Raw genomic sequence first — 19,236 nt, 5'->3', positions numbered from 1 at the left:
GTGCGACGGGGTCAGATGGTATGGAGGGGCTTGCCCGCAAGGGCGAGGAACGCCTCGCCGAGCGCTTCGCTCTGCGTGGGGTGCGCGTGCACCAGGGGAGCGATGTCCTCCGGATGCGCCTCCCACCCGATGACGAGCTGCGCCTCGGTGATGAGCTCGCCCACGCGGTCTCCGACGAGGTGGACGCCGACGACCGGCCCGTCCGCGATCCTGACGACCTTCGCGACGCCGGCCGTGCCGAGGATCTCGCTCTTCGCGTTGCCCGCGAGGTTGTACTCGTAGGCGGCGACCGCGTCACCGTGGATCGCTCGCGCCTGATCCTCCGTGAGCCCCACCGAGGCGACCTCGGGGTGTGAATAGGCCACCCGCGGGATCCCCGACTCCGGTACGGGGACGGGGGACATGCCCGCGATCTGCTCGGCGACGAAGATGCCCTGCTGGAACGAGCGGTGCGCGAGCTGCAGTCCCGGGACGATGTCCCCGACGGCCCACACGTGCGGGACGCTGCTCTGCAGGCGTTCGTCGACGGTGACGAACCCGCGGTCCATGGCGACGCCCGCCTCCGCGAAGCCGAGGCCGTCGGTGACGGGGCCTCTGCCCACGGCGACCAGGACGTAGTCCGCCTCGACGACGGTCCCGTTCGAGAGCGCGACGCTCACCCCGGCATCCGTCGACGTGACGCCCTCGCAGCGGGTGCTGAGTGCCGTGTCGATGCCGCGCTTGCGGTAGGCGCGCTCCAGTGCCTTGCGCGAGGTCGCGTCCTCGGCCGGGAGGAGGTGATCGAGGGCTTCGACGATCAGGACCTCGGCGCCGAGGGAACGCCAGGCGCTCGCGAACTCGACGCCGATCACGCCGCCGCCGAGCACGACGACTCGTCCGGGTACCTCGTCGAGCGTGAGTGCGGTCTCGCTCGTGAGCACCCGCCCGCCGATCTCGATGCCGGGCAGCGTGCGCGTGTACGACCCCGTCGCCAGCACGACGTCGGCGCCCGTGTAGACGTCGTCGCCGACCGCGACCGCGTGGTCAGCAGTCAGGGTGCCTGCACCCGCGACGACGGTGATCCCTCGCCCGGCGACGAGGCTCTGCAGGCCCCGGTACTTCTTCGCCACGATGCCCTCGCGGTAGGCGGTCATCCGCGCTGGATCGATCCCCGAGAGCGTCGCGTCCACGCCGACCTCGGCGGCCTGCCTGACGTGGTCGGCGATCTCCGCGGTGTGCAGCAGTGCCTTGGTCGGCACGCACCCGCGGTGCAGACAGGTGCCTCCGAGCTTGTCCTTCTCGATGACGGCGACGCTCTTGCCGAGCTCGGCTGCGCGCAGCGCTGCCGCATATCCGCCGCTCCCGCCGCCCAGGACGACGACGTCGAACGAGAACGCGGTCATCGCGCCTGCTCCTGCAGGAGGGCGATCAGCGGCCGGACCGCCGCCGCCGTGGGCCCCTTGTCGGTCGGCCCGAACGGCGCCGACTTGTTCTCGCCGCTTCCGGCGATGTCGAGGTGGATCCAGGGGATGCGGGGGGAGTCCGCGTCGTCGCCGGTTCGGCCGACGAAGCGCTGCAGGAAGAGCCCGGCGAACATCGTCCCGCCGGCGGGGTCGCCGACCTTCGCGTTGCGCAGATCGGCGATCGGCGAGTCGAGTTCGTCCTCCATGTGGGCGGGAAGGGGGAGCTGCCAGGCGAGCTCTCCGGTCGAGGAGGACGCAGCGAGGTACTCGGCCACCGCGTCGTCGTCGCCCATCACGCCGGTATGGCGGTTGCCGAGCGCGACGATGACGGCACCCGTCAGCGTCGCGACGTCGACGATCAGGTCGGGCGATGTGCGGCTCGCCGCGACCAGTCCGTCGGCCATGACGAGGCGACCTTCGGCATCCGTGTTGAGGACCTCGACCGAGGTGCCGTCCAGCATCCGCAGGACGTCGCCCGGGCGGGTCGCGCGTCCGGACGGCATGTTGTCGGCGATGCAGAGCCAGGCGCTCACGGCGATGGGGAGCTCGAGCTGCGCGGCGGCGCGCACGACGGCGAGGGCGGTCGCCGCTCCCGCCATGTCGAACTTCATGCCGACCATGGATGCCGGTGGCTTCAGCGACAGCCCGCCGGTGTCGAATGTGATGCCCTTTCCGACGATCGCCACGTGTCGCGCGGAGCCCTCGGGTGCGTAGGTCAGGTGCACGAGGCGTGGCGGCCTGTCCGAGCCCTTGCCGACCCCCAGGATGCCCCCGTACCCCTGCGCTGCGAGGTCGGACTCGTCGAGCACCTCGACGTCCACCGGCAGGCCCGCGACCGCCTCGATGGCCCTCTCGGCGAGGTCGGCGGGGCCGAGCCATTCGGCCGGGATGTGCACGAGATCCTTCACGAGCGCGACAGCGGAGCCGATGGCGCCGACGGCGCGCAGATCCGCATCGTCCGGCGCCGACGACAGGTGCAGGGTCACGCGCGAGGCGCGGGATTTGCCGGCATCCGTCTTCTTGTATCCCGCGAAGCGATAGCCGCCGAGCACCGCTCCTTCCGCTGCGGCACGCCAGTGGTCCTCCGCGCCGGGGATCGCGACGGCGAGGTGCTCGTACCCGGTGGTGGTCCGCACCGCGGCGCCCACGGCATCCCGGACGGTGTCGGGCGTCGGCGACGGGCCCGTGCCGACGACGAACAGGGCGCCGTCGCGGGCCTCCGGCGCGAAGACGCGCACGCTGGTGCCCTTCGCTCCGGTGAAGTCGAGTCCTCGGAGGACGGCGTCGACGCCGGGCCAGGACGCGAGCGCGTCGCCGGCATCGTCCAAGGGGGGCAGCGCCAGGATGACGGCGTCTGCCTCGCCGTCGTGAACAGGGGTGGTGGACACGGTCAGCTCGGGGTACGGCATGGACTCCATCCTATGGAGCGGGCGTTCGCTGAGAGCGGGACGTGGCCGAGCCGAGCCCTCCGACGGGCCTCGTACAGTGGAGGCATGCCCCTGTCTGGCCCCCTCTACGAGCGCATCACCACTGCACCCGCCGTCCCGGCGGGTCTGCCCATGGTCGTCGCGCTGACCGGTTTCACCGACGCCGGTTCCGCGGTGTCGCGCCTGGTGGACCACATCCGCACCGAACACGAGCCGAACCCGGTCGTCGCCTTCAACGCCGACGTCCTCTTCGACTACCGCGCGCGACGGCCGCTCATCACGTTCGACGGTGACCACCTCGTGGATTACCAGCCGCCGCGGCTCGACCTCTCGCTCGTGCGCGATTCGCTCGGCCAGCCCTTCGTGCTCCTCTCCGGGTACGAGCCCGACTTCTCCTGGGATGCGTTCACCGACACCGTGGTGGGCCTCGCCGAGGGCCTCGAGGTCCGTTCCATCACGTGGGTCCACGCAATCCCGATGCCGGTCCCGCACACGCGTCCCCTCGGCACGACCGTGAGCGGCACCCGCTCCGACCTCACCGAGGCGCACTCGGTGTGGAAGCCTCACACGCAGGTGCCCTCGACCGCGGGTCACCTGTTGGAGTACCGACTGGCGGATGCGGGGATGTCGGTCGCCGGCTTCGCGCTGCTGATCCCGCACTACCTCGCCGAGACCGATTTCCCGGCCGCGGCCATCGCGGCGCTGGACAGCATCTCGATCGCGACGGGGCTCGTGTTCGACAGCGACACGCTCCGCGAGGAGAACCGCGAATACCTCGAGAAGGTCGACGACCAGGTCTCGGGGAGCGACGAGCTCACGACGATGCTGCACAACCTCGAGAACCGGTACGACGCCTACATGGCGGGATCGACGCAGGCGCAGCCGATCATCCACACCGGCGACCTGCCCTCCGCGGATGAGCTGGCGGCCGAACTCGAGCGCTTCCTGGCCAACCGGCCTTCGGGCGACGAGGACCGGCGTCCGGGGCTCGGCTGACCCGTCGCCGACAGGGAATGCGCTCACCCGATTCGGTGTTGACACGGGTACGTCCTTCATGCATCCGAGACGTATGAGAGAATGGACGAAACGACCCGTTGCCAGGGCTGATCGAGTGCAGGTGTTTCGCGCTGTTCGGACTTGACAAGGGTCTTACTAGTGTCCGAAACCCGGCGGAGGGCCGTCGGTGAAAGGCGAGACGTGACTTCGAGCACGAGGACCACCCGTACACGACCGGCCGAAGAGGTCGAAGAGGCGGAAGCCCCGGCCACGGCGACCGCCGCAAAGAAGGCCCCTGCCCGCAAGACCGCCGCGAAGAAGTCGACGACGAAGGCGTCGCCGGCCAAGGCGCGCGCCTCCAAGAAGTCCGACGAGGACGAGGAGGACGACGTCGAGGTCGACGAGGTCGAGGTCGACATCGACGCATCCGACGATGCGGACGACGTCGCCGACGAGGCGAAGAAGGACGGCGAAGCCGGCGACGGCGACGACGAAGAGGGGACGGCGAAGCCCGTCGCATCCGAGCCGCTGCCCACCGGCGCGATCGTCATCACGTCCTCCGATGACGACGAGGTCCCCGTCTACTCGACGCAGATCACCGGCGCGACCGCCGACCCGGTCAAGGACTACCTGAAGCAGATCGGCAAGGTCCCGCTGCTGAACGCCGCGGAAGAGGTCGAGCTCGCGATGCGCATCGAGGCGGGCCTGTTCGCCGAGGAGAAGCTGTCGCACATGACGGCTGCCGAGAAGTCGTCGCAGCTCGGGCTCGACCTGCAGTGGGTGGCCCGTGACGGCCAGCGCGCGAAGAGCCACCTGCTCGGCGCGAACCTGCGCCTGGTCGTGTCGCTCGCGAAGCGCTACACGGGTCGCGGCATGCAGTTCCTCGACCTCATCCAGGAGGGCAACCTCGGCCTCATCCGCGCGGTCGAGAAGTTCGACTACACCAAGGGCTTCAAGTTCTCGACGTACGCGACCTGGTGGATCCGTCAGGCCATCACGCGCGCCATGGCCGACCAGGCGCGGACGATCCGCATCCCGGTCCACATGGTCGAGGTCATCAACAAGCTCGCCCGCGTGCAGCGTCAGATGCTCCAGGACCTGGGACGCGAGCCCACGCCCGAGGAGCTCAGCCGCGAGCTGGACATGACCCCCGAGAAGGTCATCGAGGTGCAGAAGTACGGGCGCGAGCCCATCTCGCTGCACACCCCGCTCGGCGAGGACGGCGACAGCGAGTTCGGCGACCTGATCGAGGACACCGAGGCCGTGGTCCCGGCGGACGCCGTCGGCTTCACGATGCTGCAGCGCCAGCTGGAGTCCCTCCTCGACTCGCTGAGCGAGCGCGAGGCGGGCGTCATCCGGATGCGCTTCGGTCTCGGCGACGGCCAGCCCAAGACGCTCGACCAGATCGGCGACACCTTCGGCGTGACCCGCGAGCGCATCCGTCAGATCGAGTCCAAGACGATGGCGAAGCTGCGGCACCCGTCGCGTTCGCAGTCGCTGCGGGACTACCTCGAATGAGCGGCGCCGCGAACGAGGGCAAGGAACTCACGCGGGCGGTCGACGGGGCCTCGTACGCCCGGATTCCGATCCGCACCCACGTCGTCATGCCCGGCGAGGACATCGACGCGATCGTCGAGCAGTACGCGGCGTCCGAGCTGCAGCCGGGCGACCTGCTGTTCGTGACGGAGAAGATCGTCGCGATCACGCAGGGTCGCTCGTACCTGGTCGAGGACATCAACCCGCGCCCGCTGGCCCGCTTCCTCTCGCGCTACGTCGTGAAGACGAAGTACGGCATCGGCCTCGGCATGCCGGAGACGATGGAGATGGCGCTCCGCGAGTGCGGGACGCCCCGCATCGTGTTCGCGGCAGCCGTCGCCGCCGTCACGAAGCTCTTCGGGCGGCGCGGCGACTTCTATCGGATCGCCGGCGATAAGGCCCGGTCCATCGACGGACCCACGCCGCACACGATCCCGCCCTACAACAAGGCGGTCGTGCTCGGTCCCAAGGAGCCGTCCGCGGTCGCAGCGCGACTGAAGGCGCGACTCGGCGGCTCCAACGAGGTCGCCGTGGTCGACATCAACGACATCGGCGGCAACATCCTCGGATCGACGCTGGACAAGGCGGGGGAGCAGCGGCTCGTCCGCATCCTGTCGGACAACCCGCTCGGTCAGGGCCACCAGTCCACGCCCCTCGGCATCATCCGCACGACCGGGGCCTGATCGTGGGTGCCCTGCACAGGCTCTACCGGCGCGCCCGATTCTTCGTGCGACGCATCGTGAACTTCGACGGCGACCGGGTCCTCCAGTTCGCACGCCAGTCGTCAGCGCTCTCGAAGGCGCCGCTGTGGTGGGTCGTCGCGGACATGATCTGGTGTTCGGTCCGCTACGAGACGACGTTCGAGAACTACTCGGAGTGGGACTTCCGGATCCTGAAGGGTCGCGAGCGCAAGACCTACATGACCGACCCCAAGTCGTTCCACCTGTCGCGACGGCTCAACGACAACGCGCAGCGTGCGATCTTCGACGACAAGCTGCAGTTCGCCACCCGTTTCGGCGGCGAGCTCGGCCGCGAGTGGATCGACCTCGACAAGACGGATGCCGCGACCTTCGCCGACTTCGTCGGTCGACACGCCCGCATCATCGCGAAGAACCCGGGTGGCGTCGGCGGCAACGGGATCAGCCTCGTGGACTCGGTCGAGATCGCCGATCCGACCGCGTTCAGAGAGCGGCTGCTCGCCGACGGGCAGACGCTCGTCGAGGAGGTGCTCGTCCAGCATCCCGAGATGGCGGCGCTGTATCCGGGCAGCGTCAACTCGCTGCGCATGGTGTCGTACATCGATCCGGACGGTGAGGTGCACGTGCTCGCCGGTGTGCTGAAGATCGGCAACGGCGGCGTCATCGACAACTTCAGCAACGGCGGGATGTACACGATGCTCGATGAGCAGGGGCGTGCGCTCCACGCCGCGAGCGACGAGGAGGGGCATCCGTTCGCGGTCCATCCCGCCACGGGCGTCCCGATCACGGGATTCCAGGTGCCGCTCTACGACGAGGTCCTCGGCCTCGTCGATCGTCTCGCGCGACGCGTGCCGGCTTTCCCCTACATCGGCTGGGACATCGCCATCACGCCGACCGGTCCCGTCGTGATCGAGGGCAACCACAACTCGGGCGTCTTCCAGTCCAAGCCGTCGGTCTCGGGCATCCGCCGAGGGCTGCTGCCCCGGTATCGCGCCGCGATGCGATTCTGACCGATTCGAACACCGGAGGGAACGCCATGCGCCGCATCCGCGTCCGCCTGCAGTACCTGATCCGACGGGCGCGCAAGCTCCGTCCCGGCAACCTCGTCGAGTTCGCTCGGACCGTGCAGCAGGTGTCGAAGGCGCCGCTGCCCATCATCATCGCGGACATGCTGTGGTGTTCCGTCCGGTACGACATGGCGTTCCGCGACTACGCCGTCTGGGACATCCGCCTGCTCAGCGCGAGCGAGCGGAAGACGTGGATGACGCATCCCAAGTCGTTCCGCATCACGAAGATGTACAACACGCCCGAGGGCCGTTCGAAGCTCGAGGACAAGCGTCGTTTCGCGCGGGAGTACGCCGACCTGCTGGGTCGGGAGACGATCGATCTCCGCGACGTCGACGACGTGCAGCTGGGGGAGTTCCTCGCGCGGCACCCGAAGGTGCTCGCCAAGCCGAACGAGGGCCACGGCGGCGGCGGCATCGATCTCCACGAGGTCGGTGCGGGAACGGATGCCGCGGGATTCCGCGCGGCGGTCACCGCGAAGGGTCAGACCGTGCTCGACGAGTTCATCGTGCAGCACCTGGAGATGTCGGCGCTCTACCCGGACGCGGTGAACACCGTCCGCCTCATCACCTTCCTCGACGGTGAGGACCGCGTGCATCTCCTGGCCGCCGTCCTCCGGATCGGCAACGGCGACGTGATCGACAACTTCGCCTCGGGCGGGATGTTCACCATGCTCGACGACGAGGGCGTCGCCCTCTATCCCGGTGTCGACAAGAACAGCAATGTGTACCGCGAGCACCCGGTGACGGGCACCGCGATCGTCGGCTTCCGCGTTCCCCAGTACGACCGCGTCCTGGACCTGGTGGCCGCGCTCGCGCGCCGCACGCCCGAGGCTCCGTACGTCGGCTGGGACATCGCGATCACGCCCAGCGGCCCGGTCGTCATCGAGGGCAACCACAACTCGAGTGTCTTCCAGCCCAAGCCGTCCGCGTCAGGTGTGCGGACCGGGCTGCTCCCGGTCTACCAGGCGGCCGTCGGCTTCTGATCCATCCACACGTCGAAGGCCCCCTGCGATGCAGGGGGCCTTCGACGTGATCGGGCTGCCGCGCTTCAGACGCTCTCGGAGAGTCGCGCGGTCTCGTCGTGCCAGGAGGTCGCGACGGCGCGGAGCTTCTCTTCGTACTTGCGGCCATGGTGCGCGCAGAACAGCAGCTCGCTGCCGTTGACCTCAGCCGCGATGTACGCCTGCGCTCCGCAGGAGTCGCAGCGGTCCATGGCGGTGAGACGGTGCTCGAGGACGGCTCCAGGCTCGGTGGTGGTCGACGTGCTCATGTCAGGTGCCTCCTCGTACTGCTCAAGACGGTGAACTGTCATGACATACAACCACGGGGATGTTGCAGGTATGCCGCCATTGCGCGACATTTCGCTGTGCGCGTACGGTGTGCGTCCGCATCCCCATGACGGGTCGGTCACACCGCGTGTGTCGAGCCGCCGGTGTCGGCCGCCGCGCATACGATGGGAGATCGTGACAGCCGAGTACTCAGCCCACCACCTCCAGGTCCTCGAGGGACTCGAAGCCGTCCGCAAGCGACCGGGCATGTACATCGGCTCGACCGATTCGCGCGGCCTCATGCACTGCCTCTGGGAGATCATCGACAACTCCGTCGACGAGGCGCTCGGCGGGCACGGATCGCGCATCGACATCCTGCTGCACGCGGACGGGAGCGTCGAGGTGCGCGACCGGGCCCGCGGCATCCCCGTCGACGTGGAGCCCCGGACCGGTCTCACCGGTGTCGAGGTCGTGTTCACGAAGCTGCACGCCGGGGGCAAGTTCGGCGGTGGGTCGTACGCGGCCTCCGGTGGACTCCACGGCGTGGGCGCCTCGGTCGTGAACGCCCTGTCCGAGCGGCTCGACGTCGAGGTCGACCGGGCGGGCAAGACGTACGCCATGTCGTTCCACCGTGGTGAGCCGGGGCGCTTCGACGGCGATTCGCCGGCATCCGGGTTCCGGCCGTTCGAGAAGTCGAGCGAACTCCGTGTCGTCGGCAAGGCCGCCAAGGGGGCCACCGGCACCCGCATCCGCTACTGGGCCGATCGTCAGATCTTCACGAAGGACGCCGCGTTCGACCTCGGCGAGCTCGAACAGCGCGCCCGCCAGACCGCGTTCCTCGTGCCGGGCCTCGAGATCGTCATCGTCGACCAGCGCGCCGAGGAGCCGATCGAGACCAGCTACCGCTTCGACGGCGGCATCTCGGAGTTCGCCGAGTTCCTCGCACCGGATGCCCCGATCACCGACACGTGGCGACTCAGCGGCACAGGGACCTTCACCGAGACGGTTCCCGTCCTGCAGGCCTCGGGGGCGATGGTGCCGACCGATGTGCAGCGTGAATGCGAGGTCGACGTCGCACTGCGGTGGGGGACGGGGTACGAAACGGTCTCGCGGTCGTTCGTCAACATCATCGCCACGCCGAAGGGCGGCACTCATCAGCAGGGGTTCGAGCAGGGCCTCATGAAGACCATCCGCGGCCAGATCGAGACCAACGCACGCAAGCTCAAGGTCGGCGCCAGCGAGAAGATCGAGAAGGACGACATCCTCGCCGGTCTCTCGGCCGTGCTGACGGTCCGCCTGCCCGAGCCGCAGTTCGAGGGTCAGACGAAGGAGATCCTCGGGACACCGGCGGTCCGCAACATCGTGACCTCGGTCGTCTCCAAGGAGCTCGCGGCGAAGTTCGCCTCGACGAAGCGCGACGACAAGGCGCAGACCGCTCAGCTGCTCGAGAAGGTCGTCTCCGAGATGAAGGCGCGCATCTCGGCGCGGACCCACAAGGAGACCCAGCGTCGGAAGAACGCGCTGGAGTCCTCGTCCCTCCCCACCAAGCTCGCCGACTGCCGGACCAACGACGTCGCGGAGTCGGAGCTGTTCATCGTCGAGGGGGATTCGGCGCTCGGTACGGCCAAGCACGCCCGCAACAGCGAGTATCAGGCGCTGCTGCCCATCCGGGGCAAGATCCTCAACGTCCAGAAGGCGTCGATCAGCGACATGCTCTCGAACGCCGAGTGCGCCGCCATCATCCAGGTCATCGGCGCCGGCTCCGGTCGCTCGTTCGACCTCGACGCGGCGCGGTACGGCAAGATCATCCTGATGAGCGATGCGGACGTCGACGGCGCCCACATCCGGACGCTGCTGCTGACGCTGTTCTTCCGCTACATGCGACCGCTCATCGAAGAGGGCAGAGTCTATGCGGCCGTCCCACCGCTGCACCGCGTCGTGGTCGTCAATCCCGGCTCCAAGCCCAATGACACCACCTACACCTACAGCGAGCAGGAGCTGCACGCACTGTTGGCCAAGCTCACGAAATCGGGGAAGCGCTGGCAGGAGCCGGTGCAGCGATACAAGGGCCTCGGAGAGATGGATGCCGACCAGCTGGCGACGACGACGATGGATCGGGCGGGTCGCACGCTCCGCCGGGTCCGGGTGCAGGACGCGGAGTCCGCGTCCACCGTCTTCGAGCTCCTGATGGGCTCCGAGGTGGCGCCGCGCCGCGACTTCATCGTCACCTCCAGCGAGCGGCTCGATCGCGAGCGCATCGACGCCTGACCCGCGGCGCGATCGACGGTAGCCTCCCGAATATGAGCTCGCACCGCGTGACCGCACCCGTCCTCGCCCCAGGGGACAAGCCCCAAGGTCCTGCCTCGTACTTCCCGAGCATCGAGAAGACCTACGGGCAGCCCGTCCAGCACTGGCTCGACATCGCCGCCGACGCGCTGGACACCCGCACGCACATGGAGGCGGTGTCGCTGCTGAAGGACGCGCACGGCCTCGGGCACGGCCACGCCAACGCGATCGTCGCCTACGTCAAGGCGAAGCTCGCCGGCTGAGTCAGCCGACGACGGTGCCGATGGCACCGATCGCCGCATCGAGCGGCTGTCCCGAGGCATCCCGCTTCGCTCCGGTGGCAGGCAGCGGGCGGACCGCGCCATCGACCCCGACCGCGCGCGGATCGTCACCGACCCACGCGATCAGGAGTGCGTCCTCCCACCGCAGGAAGCGCTGCGCGCGCACCCCGCCGGTGGCGCGTCCCTTCGGCGGGAACTCCGCCAACAGCGATACCTTCGCCGAACCCGGGTCGGTCCCGGGCAGGGCCGCGGAGGAACCCGCAACCGTCGCGACGACCGTGTCCTCGCCCGCCTGGACGGCGGCGAAGGCGATGACGCGGGCCCCGTCGGCGAGGCGTATGCCGGCCATGCCTCCCGCAGAGCGGCCCTGGGGGCGCACCGACGCGGCGTCGAAGCGCAGCAGCTGCGCGTCGCTCGACACGAAGACGAGTTCGCTTCCGTCACCGGCGAGGGCCGCGCCGACGACTGTGTCACCGGGCTTGAGCGCGATCACCTCGACCTCGGGCTTGCCCGCCGGCAGTTCTGAGGCCGCGACGCGCTTCACGACGCCCTGCGCGGTGCCGAGGGCGATCGGGGCATCCGCGTCGAGCGGCACGATCGCCACGACGTGCTCACCTGAGGCGAGCCCCAGATACTGGTCGGCGCGGGTCCCGGCGCCGAGCTGAACCGAGTTCGCCGGCACCGAGGGCAGGTCGACCGGCGTGAACCGGACGAGTCGGCCTGCGGTCGTCACCGCGCCGAGGTCGCCGCGCGTCGTGGCGTCGACGGCGGACCGGATCGCGTCGTGCTTCGACCGGCGCGCGGGTGCGACGACGCCACCGCGCGGCGCGTCGGCGACCAGCTCCGCCCGCACCATGCGGCCGGAGGCGGAGAGGAAGACGCGGCAGGGCGCATCCGCGATCTGGAGGTCGGCCGGTGAGGCCGCGCGCCCCCGCGGGGTGACGGGGCCGCCGTTGAGCAGCAGCGTGCGGCGTGGCGTGCCGTGGGCCTCGGCCGCGGCATCCAGTTCCAGCGCGACCTGACGACGCAGCAGCACGTCGCTGCCGAGGAGCTCTTCGAGGCTCGCGATCTCGCTCTTCAGGGTGTCGCGCTCCGCCTCGAGCTCGACCCGGGAGAACTTCGTCAGCCGTCGCAGGCGGAGTTCGAGGATGTACTCGGCCTGGAGCTGCGTCAGATCGAAGACGTCCATCAGGCGCGTGCGGGCCTGCTCGCTGTCGTCCGAGGTGCGGATGACCTGGATGACCTCGTCGATGTCGAGGATCGCGATGAGGAGTCCCTCGACGAGGTGCAGTCGCTCCTGCTTGCGCGCGAGCCGGTAGCGGCTGCGTCGCGTGACGACCTGGATCCGATGATCGAGGTAGACCCGCAGGAGTTCCTTGAGCCCGAGCGTCTGCGGCTGCCCGCGGACGAGTGCGACGTTGTTGATGCCGAAGGAGTCCTCGAGCGGGGTGAGGCGGTACAGCTGCTCGAGGACGGCGCTCGGGTCGAAGCCCGTCTTGACGCCGATCACCAGGCGCAGACCGTGGTTGCGGTCCGTGAGGTCCGTGAGGTCCGAGATGCCGGTGAGCTTCTTCGACGAGACGGCGTCGCGGATCTTCTCCATGACGCGTTCCGGGCCCACCATGTAGGGCAGCTCCGTGACGACGATGCCGGTGCGTCGCGGTCCGAGCGACTCGATGGAGGTCTTCGCCCGGGTGCGGAAGGTGCCGCGGCCGCTCTCGTAGGCCTCTTTGATGCCGTCGAGGCCGACGATGACGCCGCCGCCGGGCAGGTCCGGACCCGGGACGAACTCCATGAGCTCCTCGAGCGTGGCCTCGGGGTGCTCGAGCAGATGGATGGCGGCGGAGACGACCTCGATGAGGTTGTGGGGCGCCATGTTGGTCGCCATGCCGACGGCGATACCCGTCGCACCGTTCACGAGCAGGTTCGGGAACGCCGCCGACAGGACCTCGGGCTGCTGGAACTGGCCGTCGTAGTTCGGGATGAAGTCGACGACGTCCTCGTCGAGGTGCTCGGTGAGGGCCAGTGCGGATGCCGCGAGTCGAGCCTCCGTGTATCGCGCGGCGGCGGGGCCGTCATCGAGCGAGCCGAAGTTCCCGTGGCCGTCGACGAGCGGCACACGGAGCGCGAAGTCCTGCGCCAGGCGGACGAGCGCGTCGTAGATCGCGGAGTCGCCGTGGGGGTGCAGCTTCCCCATGACCTCGCCGACGACGCGCGCGCTCTTGACGTGTCCGCGGTCGGGGCGCAGCCCCATCTCGGCCATCTGGAAGAGGATGCGACGCTGCACCGGCTTCAAGCCGTCACGGGCGTCGGGGAGGGCACGCGAGTAGATCACCGAGTAGGCGTACTCGAGGAACGATCCCTGCATCTCGTCGGCGAGGTCGACGTCCTCGATGCGCTCGACGGCGGGCTGCGGGGGAGGGGTGCGGGATGCGGCCATGTCCTCGATCGGTCTTCGTGCTGCAGTCGGGTGTGCTGCCGGAGCGTGTCCGGAGGGCGCGGGAATCCGTGTGGGAGACTGGCCCGGATGTCTCTCAGCCTACCCGCGGACCCGCCGACGGCCCGGAGCCTCACCGGTGTCGTGCCGCAGATCCTCTCCTCGCTCGAGGGTCGTGGCGACTGGTTCCCACCGGCCCGCTCGGCCGTCGTCCTCGTCGTCGACGGCCTCGGTCGCGCGAACCTCTCGGCGCGTGCGGGTCACGCCCGATTCCTGGCGCAGCGGATGACGAAACGAGATGCCGCGCGCACCGTCTTCCCCGCCACGACCGCCTCGGCGCTCACCAGCCTCCTCACCGGCGAGGCGCCCGGGCGTCACGGACTCGTGGGGTACCGGGTCCGCATCCCGGGCACCGATCGCGCCCCGAATCAGCTCAAGGGATGGGAGACCGACGGACTCGACCCGCTCACGTGGCAGCGCGCCGAGCCGATCCTCGAGCGCGAGGCCGCCGGCGGTCGTCCGTGCTTCGTGGTCTCCAAGCCGATGTATGCGGAGACGGGCTTCACCGCGGCCCTCCAGCGAGGGGCACGGTTCGTCGGGGCGGCGACGATCGCCGAGCGCGTCGACGTCTCGGCGGAGCTCGCCCTGCGACACCCCGGCGCGCTCGTCTACACGTACGTGCCCGAGCTCGACACCATCGCCCACGCCCGGGGCTGGGAGAGCGACGAGTGGTCCGCTGGGCTCGAGGTCGTCGATGCCGCGGCGCGGCGGCTCGACGCCGCCATGGGCACCACGGCGGGAGCCGTCGTCACGGCCGACCACGGCATCGTCGACGTTCCCCGGCACCGCCACCTGCTCTTCGGCGACGGCGACGCGCTGGTCGACGGGGTGCGCCTCGTCGGCGGAGAGCCGCGCATGCTGCACCTCTACGCAGAGGACGGTGCCGCGGAGGACGTCCTCCGCACCTGGCGGGATGCCGAGTCCCGCCGGGCCTGGGTGATGTCGAGGAGCGAGGCGGTCGATGCCGGCCTGTTCGGTGCCGAGGTGGATCCCGAGGTCACCCCTCGGATCGGCGACGTCCTGGTCGCCGCTCGCGCCTCAGTGGCGTACTACGACGACCGCGAGCGGGACAAGAAGCCGCAGAACATGGTCGGACAGCACGGGTCGCTGACCGATGAGGAACGCGTCGTGCCGTTGCTGCGCCTCGGCGCCTTCGCCTGAGGGACTCAGCCGTCCTCGGTCCGGGCGCCGAACACGATCTCGTCCCATGACGGCATCGAGGTGCGGCCGCGGCGTCGCGTCTGCTCCGCCGGTGCCTCCGGCGACGGTTCCGGCTCGTCGGCGGATGCCTCGGGCTCGGCGGGCGTCTCGTACCCGGGCTCGAGCGCATCGAACAGGGCGACCGGCGACGAGGCGCGCTCGTCCTTGCGCGGCTCGGCCTCGCCGGGCATCGGCTCCCGCTGTCCCCGCCGGCGGCGGAGCGCCTCGAGCAGATCGGCGGTCTCGGCGGACGTCACCGGCGCGTCGGGTGCGCGCTTGATCGCCGCTTGCTGCACCGCGGGGGACGATGAGGTCCGCACCTCCGGTGCGTCGGTCGTCGCGTCGGCGTCGGGCACGGCGCGCGGTCCGAACGCGCCGCTGTCGAAGCGCGAGGCATCCTTCTGGGTCGAGGAATCGAGCGCGCGGAGCCGGGGGATGAGCCCCTCCGGCAGCGAGCCCTGACGCGACAGCTGGACGGCGTCCGAGTTCTGCGGGGCGAGGGAGGATCGGCGCGGATCGAAGGACCACCGCGCGTCGTGGTCGACGTCGCCGACGGTGAACTCGAGCTTGACGGTCCAGCCGTTCTGATCCTTCCAGCTCGTCCACCGTTCGCCGGTGGCGCCGGCCTCGGTGAGCTTCGCGCGGACGGCGTTGCCGAAGGTGGGCTGTGCGCCCGGGTCGAGTTCCCCGCCGATCAGGACGGTGACGGCGAGCGCCTGTCCGACGACGTGCTCGCGCTCGGCGAGCACGGGTCCCTCGAACCGCTGCACGTCCTCCACTCGGACCCCGAGGAGTTCGGCGACGTCCTCGGCCGACATGCCCGCGCGGATGTGCGATTGGATGTCGCGCGGATTCGCCCGCGTCGTGCGCGGCTCCGTGTCGCGCTGCAGTCTGCGAAGCTGCGCGCGCAGCGACTCGTCGACAGCCAGCGAGAAACGGTCGCCCGCCTCGGTCGCGAGCATGAGTCGACCGTCCTCGGTGCCGATCACCTTGAGCTGTTCCATGCGGACGTCCTCCAGATCCAGCGTGTGCGCCCATGGTGTCACGCGCCACCCCCGTCCTCGGGAATATCCGGGGCGTGCCGCGAGTTTGCGGTGAGGCCCCTCCGAAAGGCGGCGGCGGCCCGGCGGTTCATTTGCGATTCACCGACTGGTGATGCAAACTATCGCCGCCCTGATCGGGCCGCACCCACAGCAACACCCCGAAAGTTGAGACGTTCTCGCATGGCCACGGATTACGACGCCCCCCGGAAGACCGAAGACGACAGCAGCGAGTCGATCGAGGCCCTCAAGGAGCGCGTCCCCGACAAGCTCTCAGGTTCGGTGGACGTCGAGGACTCCGACAACCCCACCGGGTTTGAGCTCCCCGGCGCCGACCTCTCCGATGTCGACCTCGACGTCGTCGTCCTGCCTCCGCAGGAGGACGAGTTCACCTGCGTCGAGTGCTTCCTCGTGAAGCACCGCACCCAGATCGATCACCAGACCTCCATCGGTGCCATCTGCACCGAGTGCGCCGCCTGAGGTCGCTCCGACTCACAGACCCCGCTGTGCGCGGGTGATCATCGCCGCCACCCGGTCGGGTGTGCGGGACGAGAACACCCAGCGTGCGGTGGGGTCTTCCGCATCCACGACCGGGACGCGCACCACGCCGTCGATCCCACCGCGGAGCAGATGCCAGTCGGCGCGCCCCAACTCGGCCCCGCGGGCGGTCCTTGCGGCGTCTGCGGTCAGGACCTCGGGCGCACCCAGATCGCTCACAGGGATGTGCGCGCGTCCTACCCGGAGCACGCCGCCTTCGACACTCACCCGGGGCGCGGCGACGATGAGGGCGCCGACGAGCAGCACGCCGACCGCCAGTCCGACCACGAGCGCGAGGGTCGTGTCGATCGGTGAGAAGACGACGGCGGCCATGGGCGCGCACACGGCGGCGCTCACGAGCAGCCACAGCGAGGGGCTCAGGCGTTCTCGATAGGAGACGGGCGCGGTGCGGTCGACGTTGTGCATTAGCCTCGGGGAGTGATGGATACCGTGGACGTTCCCATTATCTCGGCACATGTCCCCGTCTACGCCCACCCCGGCGATGCGGGAGCGGACCTCGTCTCGACCGAACAGGTACGCCTGGAGCCCGGGCGCCGTGCACTCGTGGGCACGGGTGTGCGCATCGCGCTGCCCGAGGGGTACGTCGCCTTCGTGGTCCCCCGCAGCGGACTGGCCGCGCGCCACGGCATCACGGTCGTCAACGCGCCCGGTACCGTCGATGCGGGATACCGCGGCGAGATCAAGGTCTCCCTGCTCAACACCGACCCCGATGAGGCCTTCGACGTCGCTCCCGGCGACCGCATCGCGCAGCTCATCGTCATGCCCGTTCCGCGGGTCACCTTCATCCCCGTCGAGACCCTGCCCGAGAGTGTTCGCGGCGAGGGCGGTTTCGGCTCCACCGGCTACACGACAGGACCATCCGCATGAGCGATGAGCTCGCCCCGAAGTCGGCTCCGCTCGACCGCGCCGAGAACGGCCCGTTCGACGAGACCGAGGCGAACCCGGTTCGCCCCTACATCGACCTCGGGGGAGTGAAGGTCCTGCCTCGGGAGGGCCTCAACCTCCGACTCGAAGTCGAAGAGCAGACCAAGCGCATCGTGGCCGTCGGCCTCGACTACGCGGGGTCCACCCTGCAGGTTCAGCCCTTCGCCGCTCCGCGATCGAGCGGCCTGTGGGAGGAGACCCGCGAGCAGATCCGGCAGCAGGTGCGGCAGCAGGGCGGACGCGTGGAGGAGCGGGAGGGGCCGCTCGGACCCGAATTGCTCGCCGAGGTCCCCGTCGCCGGTGCCGAGGGCGCCTCGGGCAAGCGGCTGGCACGGTTCGTCGGCATCGACGGTCCGCGATGGTTCCTGCGCGGTGTGATCGGCGGCGCCGCAGCGAGCGATCTGGATGCGGCGGCACAGGTGGAGGACCTCTTCCGATCGCTGGTCGTCGTGCGCGGCGGCACCCCGATGCCCCCGCGAGACCTCATCCCGCTGAAGATGCCCGCCTCTCCCGGCAGCGCATGACCTCGCCGCAGGATCGTTCCGACCCGCCCGAGCCGATGCGGAGGCCCTCGGATCTCGAGCCACCGGCGGCAGCGGAGCCCACGGCATCCGGTCTCATCGGTCAGGCGCTCGGCGGGGCCGCGCAGCGGGCGGGGCTTGACCCGACGCAGGACGCGACGACGGGGCACGTCGTCTGGCGTGCGATGGGCGGATGGCGGGGCATCGTCGAATCGGTGCTGCCGGGTCTCGTCTTCGTGGTCCTCTTCACGGTGACGGGGCAGGATCTCGTCCTGTCGCTGGCCGCCTCGGTCGGCCTGGCCGCAGTCTTCACCGTCGTCCGGCTGCTGCAGCGGTCCCCGGCGGCCGCAGCCTTCGGCGGTCTGATCGCGACCGGTGTCGCCGCCGCCTTGGCGCTGTTCACGGGACGCGGTGAAGACAACTTCGTCCCCGGTCTGATCACCAACGCCGCATACGGCACGGCCTTCCTCGTCTCGGCCCTCATCGGGTGGTCGCTCATCGGACTGGCGGTCGGCGTCCTCATGAACGAGGGCGTCGCGTGGCGTTCGGATCGCCGCAAGCGACGGGTCTTCTTCTGGTTGGCGATCGCATGGGCCGCGCTGTTCTTCGTCAGGCTGGCGGTCCAGTTGCCGCTCTACCTGGCGGGCGAGGTCGCCGCCTTGGGCACGCTGAAGCTCGTCATGGGACTGCCGCTGTTCGCCCCGATGGTCGCCGTCACGTGGCTCGCCGTGCGAGCGCTGTACCCGCGCCGGGCCGGCTGACGCGGCATCCCGTTCTCACCCCGGATGCACGGCCGGGGCCGCGCGAGGACTGCTTCACTGGGACACATGGATGCCGTCCCGATGTTCCCGCTCGGAAGCGTGCTCTTCCCGCACACGCCGCTGGTCCTGCGCATCTTCGAACCGCGCTACCTCACCATGATTGGTCGCCTGCTCGAGGAGGAGGAGCCCGCGTTCGGCGTGGTCCTCATCGAACGCGGACTCGAGTCGGGCGGCGGGGAGGAGCGGTCCTCGTTCGGCACGATGGCCCGCATCGTACGGGTCGAACCGGCGGCGGAGGACATCTACGTGGTCGCCGTGGGCGGTGAGCGGGTCTCCGTCGATCGGTGGGGTGCCGACGACCCGCATCCGATCGCGGACCTCACCCCGCTGCCGCCGCTCGAATGGGATGACGGCCTCGAGCCCCTGCGCCGTGAGGCCGAGCGGATCGTCCGTCGCGTGGCCACCCTCGCGGCGGTCCTGGAGGAAGCGCGGTGGGATCCGGATGCCGAGCTGTCGGACGACCCGGTCGAGGCATCGTGGCAGCTCGCTGCGATCGCGCCGCTGAGTGAGTACGACCGCTTCCGTCTGCTGCGATCGGCGGATCTCGGCGCACTCCTGGGCTCGCTGATCGACATGTGCCTGGAGGAGGAGCCCGTCCTCGTCGCTCGGGTCGCCGACGCGACGCGCGATGATGAGGGCACGGTCTGAACGGCAGTCGGGACGGGAGTGAGGTA

At 69.8% G+C, this 19,236-nt stretch carries 19 protein-coding genes; 13 read left to right on the top strand and 6 right to left on the bottom strand.

Features of this window, described 5'->3' with window-relative positions; all coding sequences use genetic code 11:
* Positions 1-11: 11 nt before the first annotated feature.
* Complete coding sequence (gene lpdA, locus KZX17_RS12575; protein ID WP_248174179.1) at positions 12-1,382, bottom strand: dihydrolipoyl dehydrogenase; 1,371 nt, start codon at positions 1,380-1,382, stop codon at positions 12-14.
* Entirely contained in the window at positions 1,379-2,851 is a 1,473-nt protein-coding gene (locus KZX17_RS12570) for a leucyl aminopeptidase (protein ID WP_248174177.1), read from the bottom strand. Before KZX17_RS12570 ends, lpdA begins: the two co-directional genes overlap by 4 nt.
* An 84-nt stretch (positions 2,852-2,935) precedes the next feature.
* On the opposite strand from KZX17_RS12570, the gene KZX17_RS12565 reads away from it, so the two are divergent.
* The 5 genes from KZX17_RS12565 to KZX17_RS12545 all read left to right on the top strand — a co-directional run bounded on the left by KZX17_RS12565 (position 2,936) and on the right by KZX17_RS12545 (position 8,149).
* The gene (locus KZX17_RS12565) at positions 2,936-3,865 is read left to right on the top strand and encodes a proteasome assembly chaperone family protein (RefSeq protein WP_248174175.1); all 930 of its coding nucleotides are present in this window, start codon (positions 2,936-2,938) and stop codon (positions 3,863-3,865) included.
* 201 nt (positions 3,866-4,066) lie between these two features.
* Positions 4,067-5,383 (top strand): RNA polymerase sigma factor, encoded by a 1,317-nt coding sequence (locus KZX17_RS12560; protein ID WP_248174173.1) that lies wholly within the window; start codon positions 4,067-4,069, stop codon positions 5,381-5,383.
* On the top strand, positions 5,380-6,084 hold the full coding sequence (locus tag KZX17_RS12555) for a coenzyme F420-0:L-glutamate ligase (RefSeq protein ID WP_248174171.1): 705 nt from the start codon (positions 5,380-5,382) through the stop codon (positions 6,082-6,084). Before KZX17_RS12560 ends, KZX17_RS12555 begins: the two co-directional genes overlap by 4 nt.
* Positions 6,085-6,128: 44 nt before the next feature.
* Positions 6,129-7,109 (top strand): sugar-transfer associated ATP-grasp domain-containing protein, encoded by a 981-nt coding sequence (locus KZX17_RS12550; RefSeq protein WP_248175571.1) that lies wholly within the window; start codon positions 6,129-6,131, stop codon positions 7,107-7,109.
* Between the two features lie 26 nt (positions 7,110-7,135).
* Positions 7,136-8,149, top strand: a complete 1,014-nt coding sequence (locus KZX17_RS12545) for a sugar-transfer associated ATP-grasp domain-containing protein (RefSeq protein WP_248174167.1) — start codon at positions 7,136-7,138, stop codon at positions 8,147-8,149.
* Positions 8,150-8,214: 65 nt separating this feature from the next.
* Here KZX17_RS12545 and KZX17_RS12540 read toward each other — a convergent pair whose 3' ends face one another.
* On the bottom strand, positions 8,215-8,436 hold the full coding sequence (locus tag KZX17_RS12540; protein WP_248174164.1) for a hypothetical protein: 222 nt from the start codon (positions 8,434-8,436) through the stop codon (positions 8,215-8,217).
* 193 nt (positions 8,437-8,629) lie between these two features.
* On the opposite strand from KZX17_RS12540, the gene KZX17_RS12535 reads away from it, so the two are divergent.
* Positions 8,630-10,702 carry a type IIA DNA topoisomerase subunit B gene (locus tag KZX17_RS12535; protein ID WP_374107937.1) on the top strand — a complete coding sequence of 691 codons (2,073 nt, stop codon included), beginning with the start codon at positions 8,630-8,632 and terminating at the stop codon, positions 10,700-10,702.
* 32 nt (positions 10,703-10,734) lie between these two features.
* The gene (locus KZX17_RS12530; protein ID WP_248174161.1) at positions 10,735-10,983 is read left to right on the top strand and encodes a DUF4287 domain-containing protein; all 249 of its coding nucleotides are present in this window, start codon (positions 10,735-10,737) and stop codon (positions 10,981-10,983) included.
* 1 nt (position 10,984) lies between these two features.
* Here KZX17_RS12530 and KZX17_RS12525 read toward each other — a convergent pair whose 3' ends face one another.
* The gene (locus KZX17_RS12525; RefSeq protein ID WP_248174158.1) at positions 10,985-13,441 is read right to left on the bottom strand and encodes a DNA topoisomerase (ATP-hydrolyzing) subunit A; all 2,457 of its coding nucleotides are present in this window, start codon (positions 13,439-13,441) and stop codon (positions 10,985-10,987) included.
* Between the two features lie 87 nt (positions 13,442-13,528).
* Between KZX17_RS12525 and KZX17_RS12520 the strand changes: the two genes are divergently transcribed.
* Positions 13,529-14,659: an alkaline phosphatase family protein gene (locus KZX17_RS12520; protein ID WP_248174156.1), complete on the top strand. Its 1,131-nt coding sequence runs from the start codon at positions 13,529-13,531 to the stop codon at positions 14,657-14,659.
* A 5-nt stretch (positions 14,660-14,664) separates the two neighbouring features.
* On the opposite strand, the gene sepH is transcribed toward KZX17_RS12520, so the two are convergent.
* A complete protein-coding gene (sepH, locus tag KZX17_RS12515) occupies positions 14,665-15,702 on the bottom strand; it encodes a septation protein SepH (protein WP_248174153.1) in 1,038 nt (345 codons plus the stop codon).
* 219 nt (positions 15,703-15,921) lie between these two features.
* Here sepH and KZX17_RS12510 point away from each other — a divergent pair, with 219 nt between their 5' ends.
* Positions 15,922-16,218 (top strand): DUF4193 domain-containing protein, encoded by a 297-nt coding sequence (locus KZX17_RS12510; RefSeq protein WP_248174149.1) that lies wholly within the window; start codon positions 15,922-15,924, stop codon positions 16,216-16,218.
* A gap of 12 nt (positions 16,219-16,230) precedes the next feature.
* On the opposite strand, the gene KZX17_RS12505 is transcribed toward KZX17_RS12510, so the two are convergent.
* Positions 16,231-16,701: a DUF3093 domain-containing protein gene (locus tag KZX17_RS12505; protein ID WP_248174146.1), complete on the bottom strand. Its 471-nt coding sequence runs from the start codon at positions 16,699-16,701 to the stop codon at positions 16,231-16,233.
* Positions 16,702-16,713: 12 nt separating this feature from the next.
* On the opposite strand from KZX17_RS12505, the gene dut reads away from it, so the two are divergent.
* The 4 genes from dut to KZX17_RS12485 all read left to right on the top strand — a co-directional run bounded on the left by dut (position 16,714) and on the right by KZX17_RS12485 (position 19,210).
* A complete protein-coding gene (gene dut / locus KZX17_RS12500) occupies positions 16,714-17,163 on the top strand; it encodes a dUTP diphosphatase (protein WP_248174142.1) in 450 nt (149 codons plus the stop codon).
* Entirely contained in the window at positions 17,160-17,744 is a 585-nt protein-coding gene (locus tag KZX17_RS12495; RefSeq protein WP_248174139.1) for a DUF3710 domain-containing protein, read from the top strand. Before dut ends, KZX17_RS12495 begins: the two co-directional genes overlap by 4 nt.
* Positions 17,745-17,779: 35 nt before the next feature.
* Positions 17,780-18,502: a DUF3159 domain-containing protein gene (locus KZX17_RS12490; RefSeq protein WP_248174845.1), complete on the top strand. Its 723-nt coding sequence runs from the start codon at positions 17,780-17,782 to the stop codon at positions 18,500-18,502.
* A gap of 66 nt (positions 18,503-18,568) precedes the next feature.
* Positions 18,569-19,210 (top strand): LON peptidase substrate-binding domain-containing protein, encoded by a 642-nt coding sequence (locus tag KZX17_RS12485; RefSeq protein WP_248174136.1) that lies wholly within the window; start codon positions 18,569-18,571, stop codon positions 19,208-19,210.
* The last annotated feature ends 26 nt before the right edge of the window (positions 19,211-19,236 follow it).

Source organism: Microbacterium sp. EYE_78, assembly GCF_023149035.1.
Classification (GTDB): domain Bacteria; phylum Actinomycetota; class Actinomycetes; order Actinomycetales; family Microbacteriaceae; genus Microbacterium.
The sequence above is the reverse complement of the archived record's forward strand: the minus strand, read 5'-3'. Positions and strand labels throughout refer to the sequence as shown.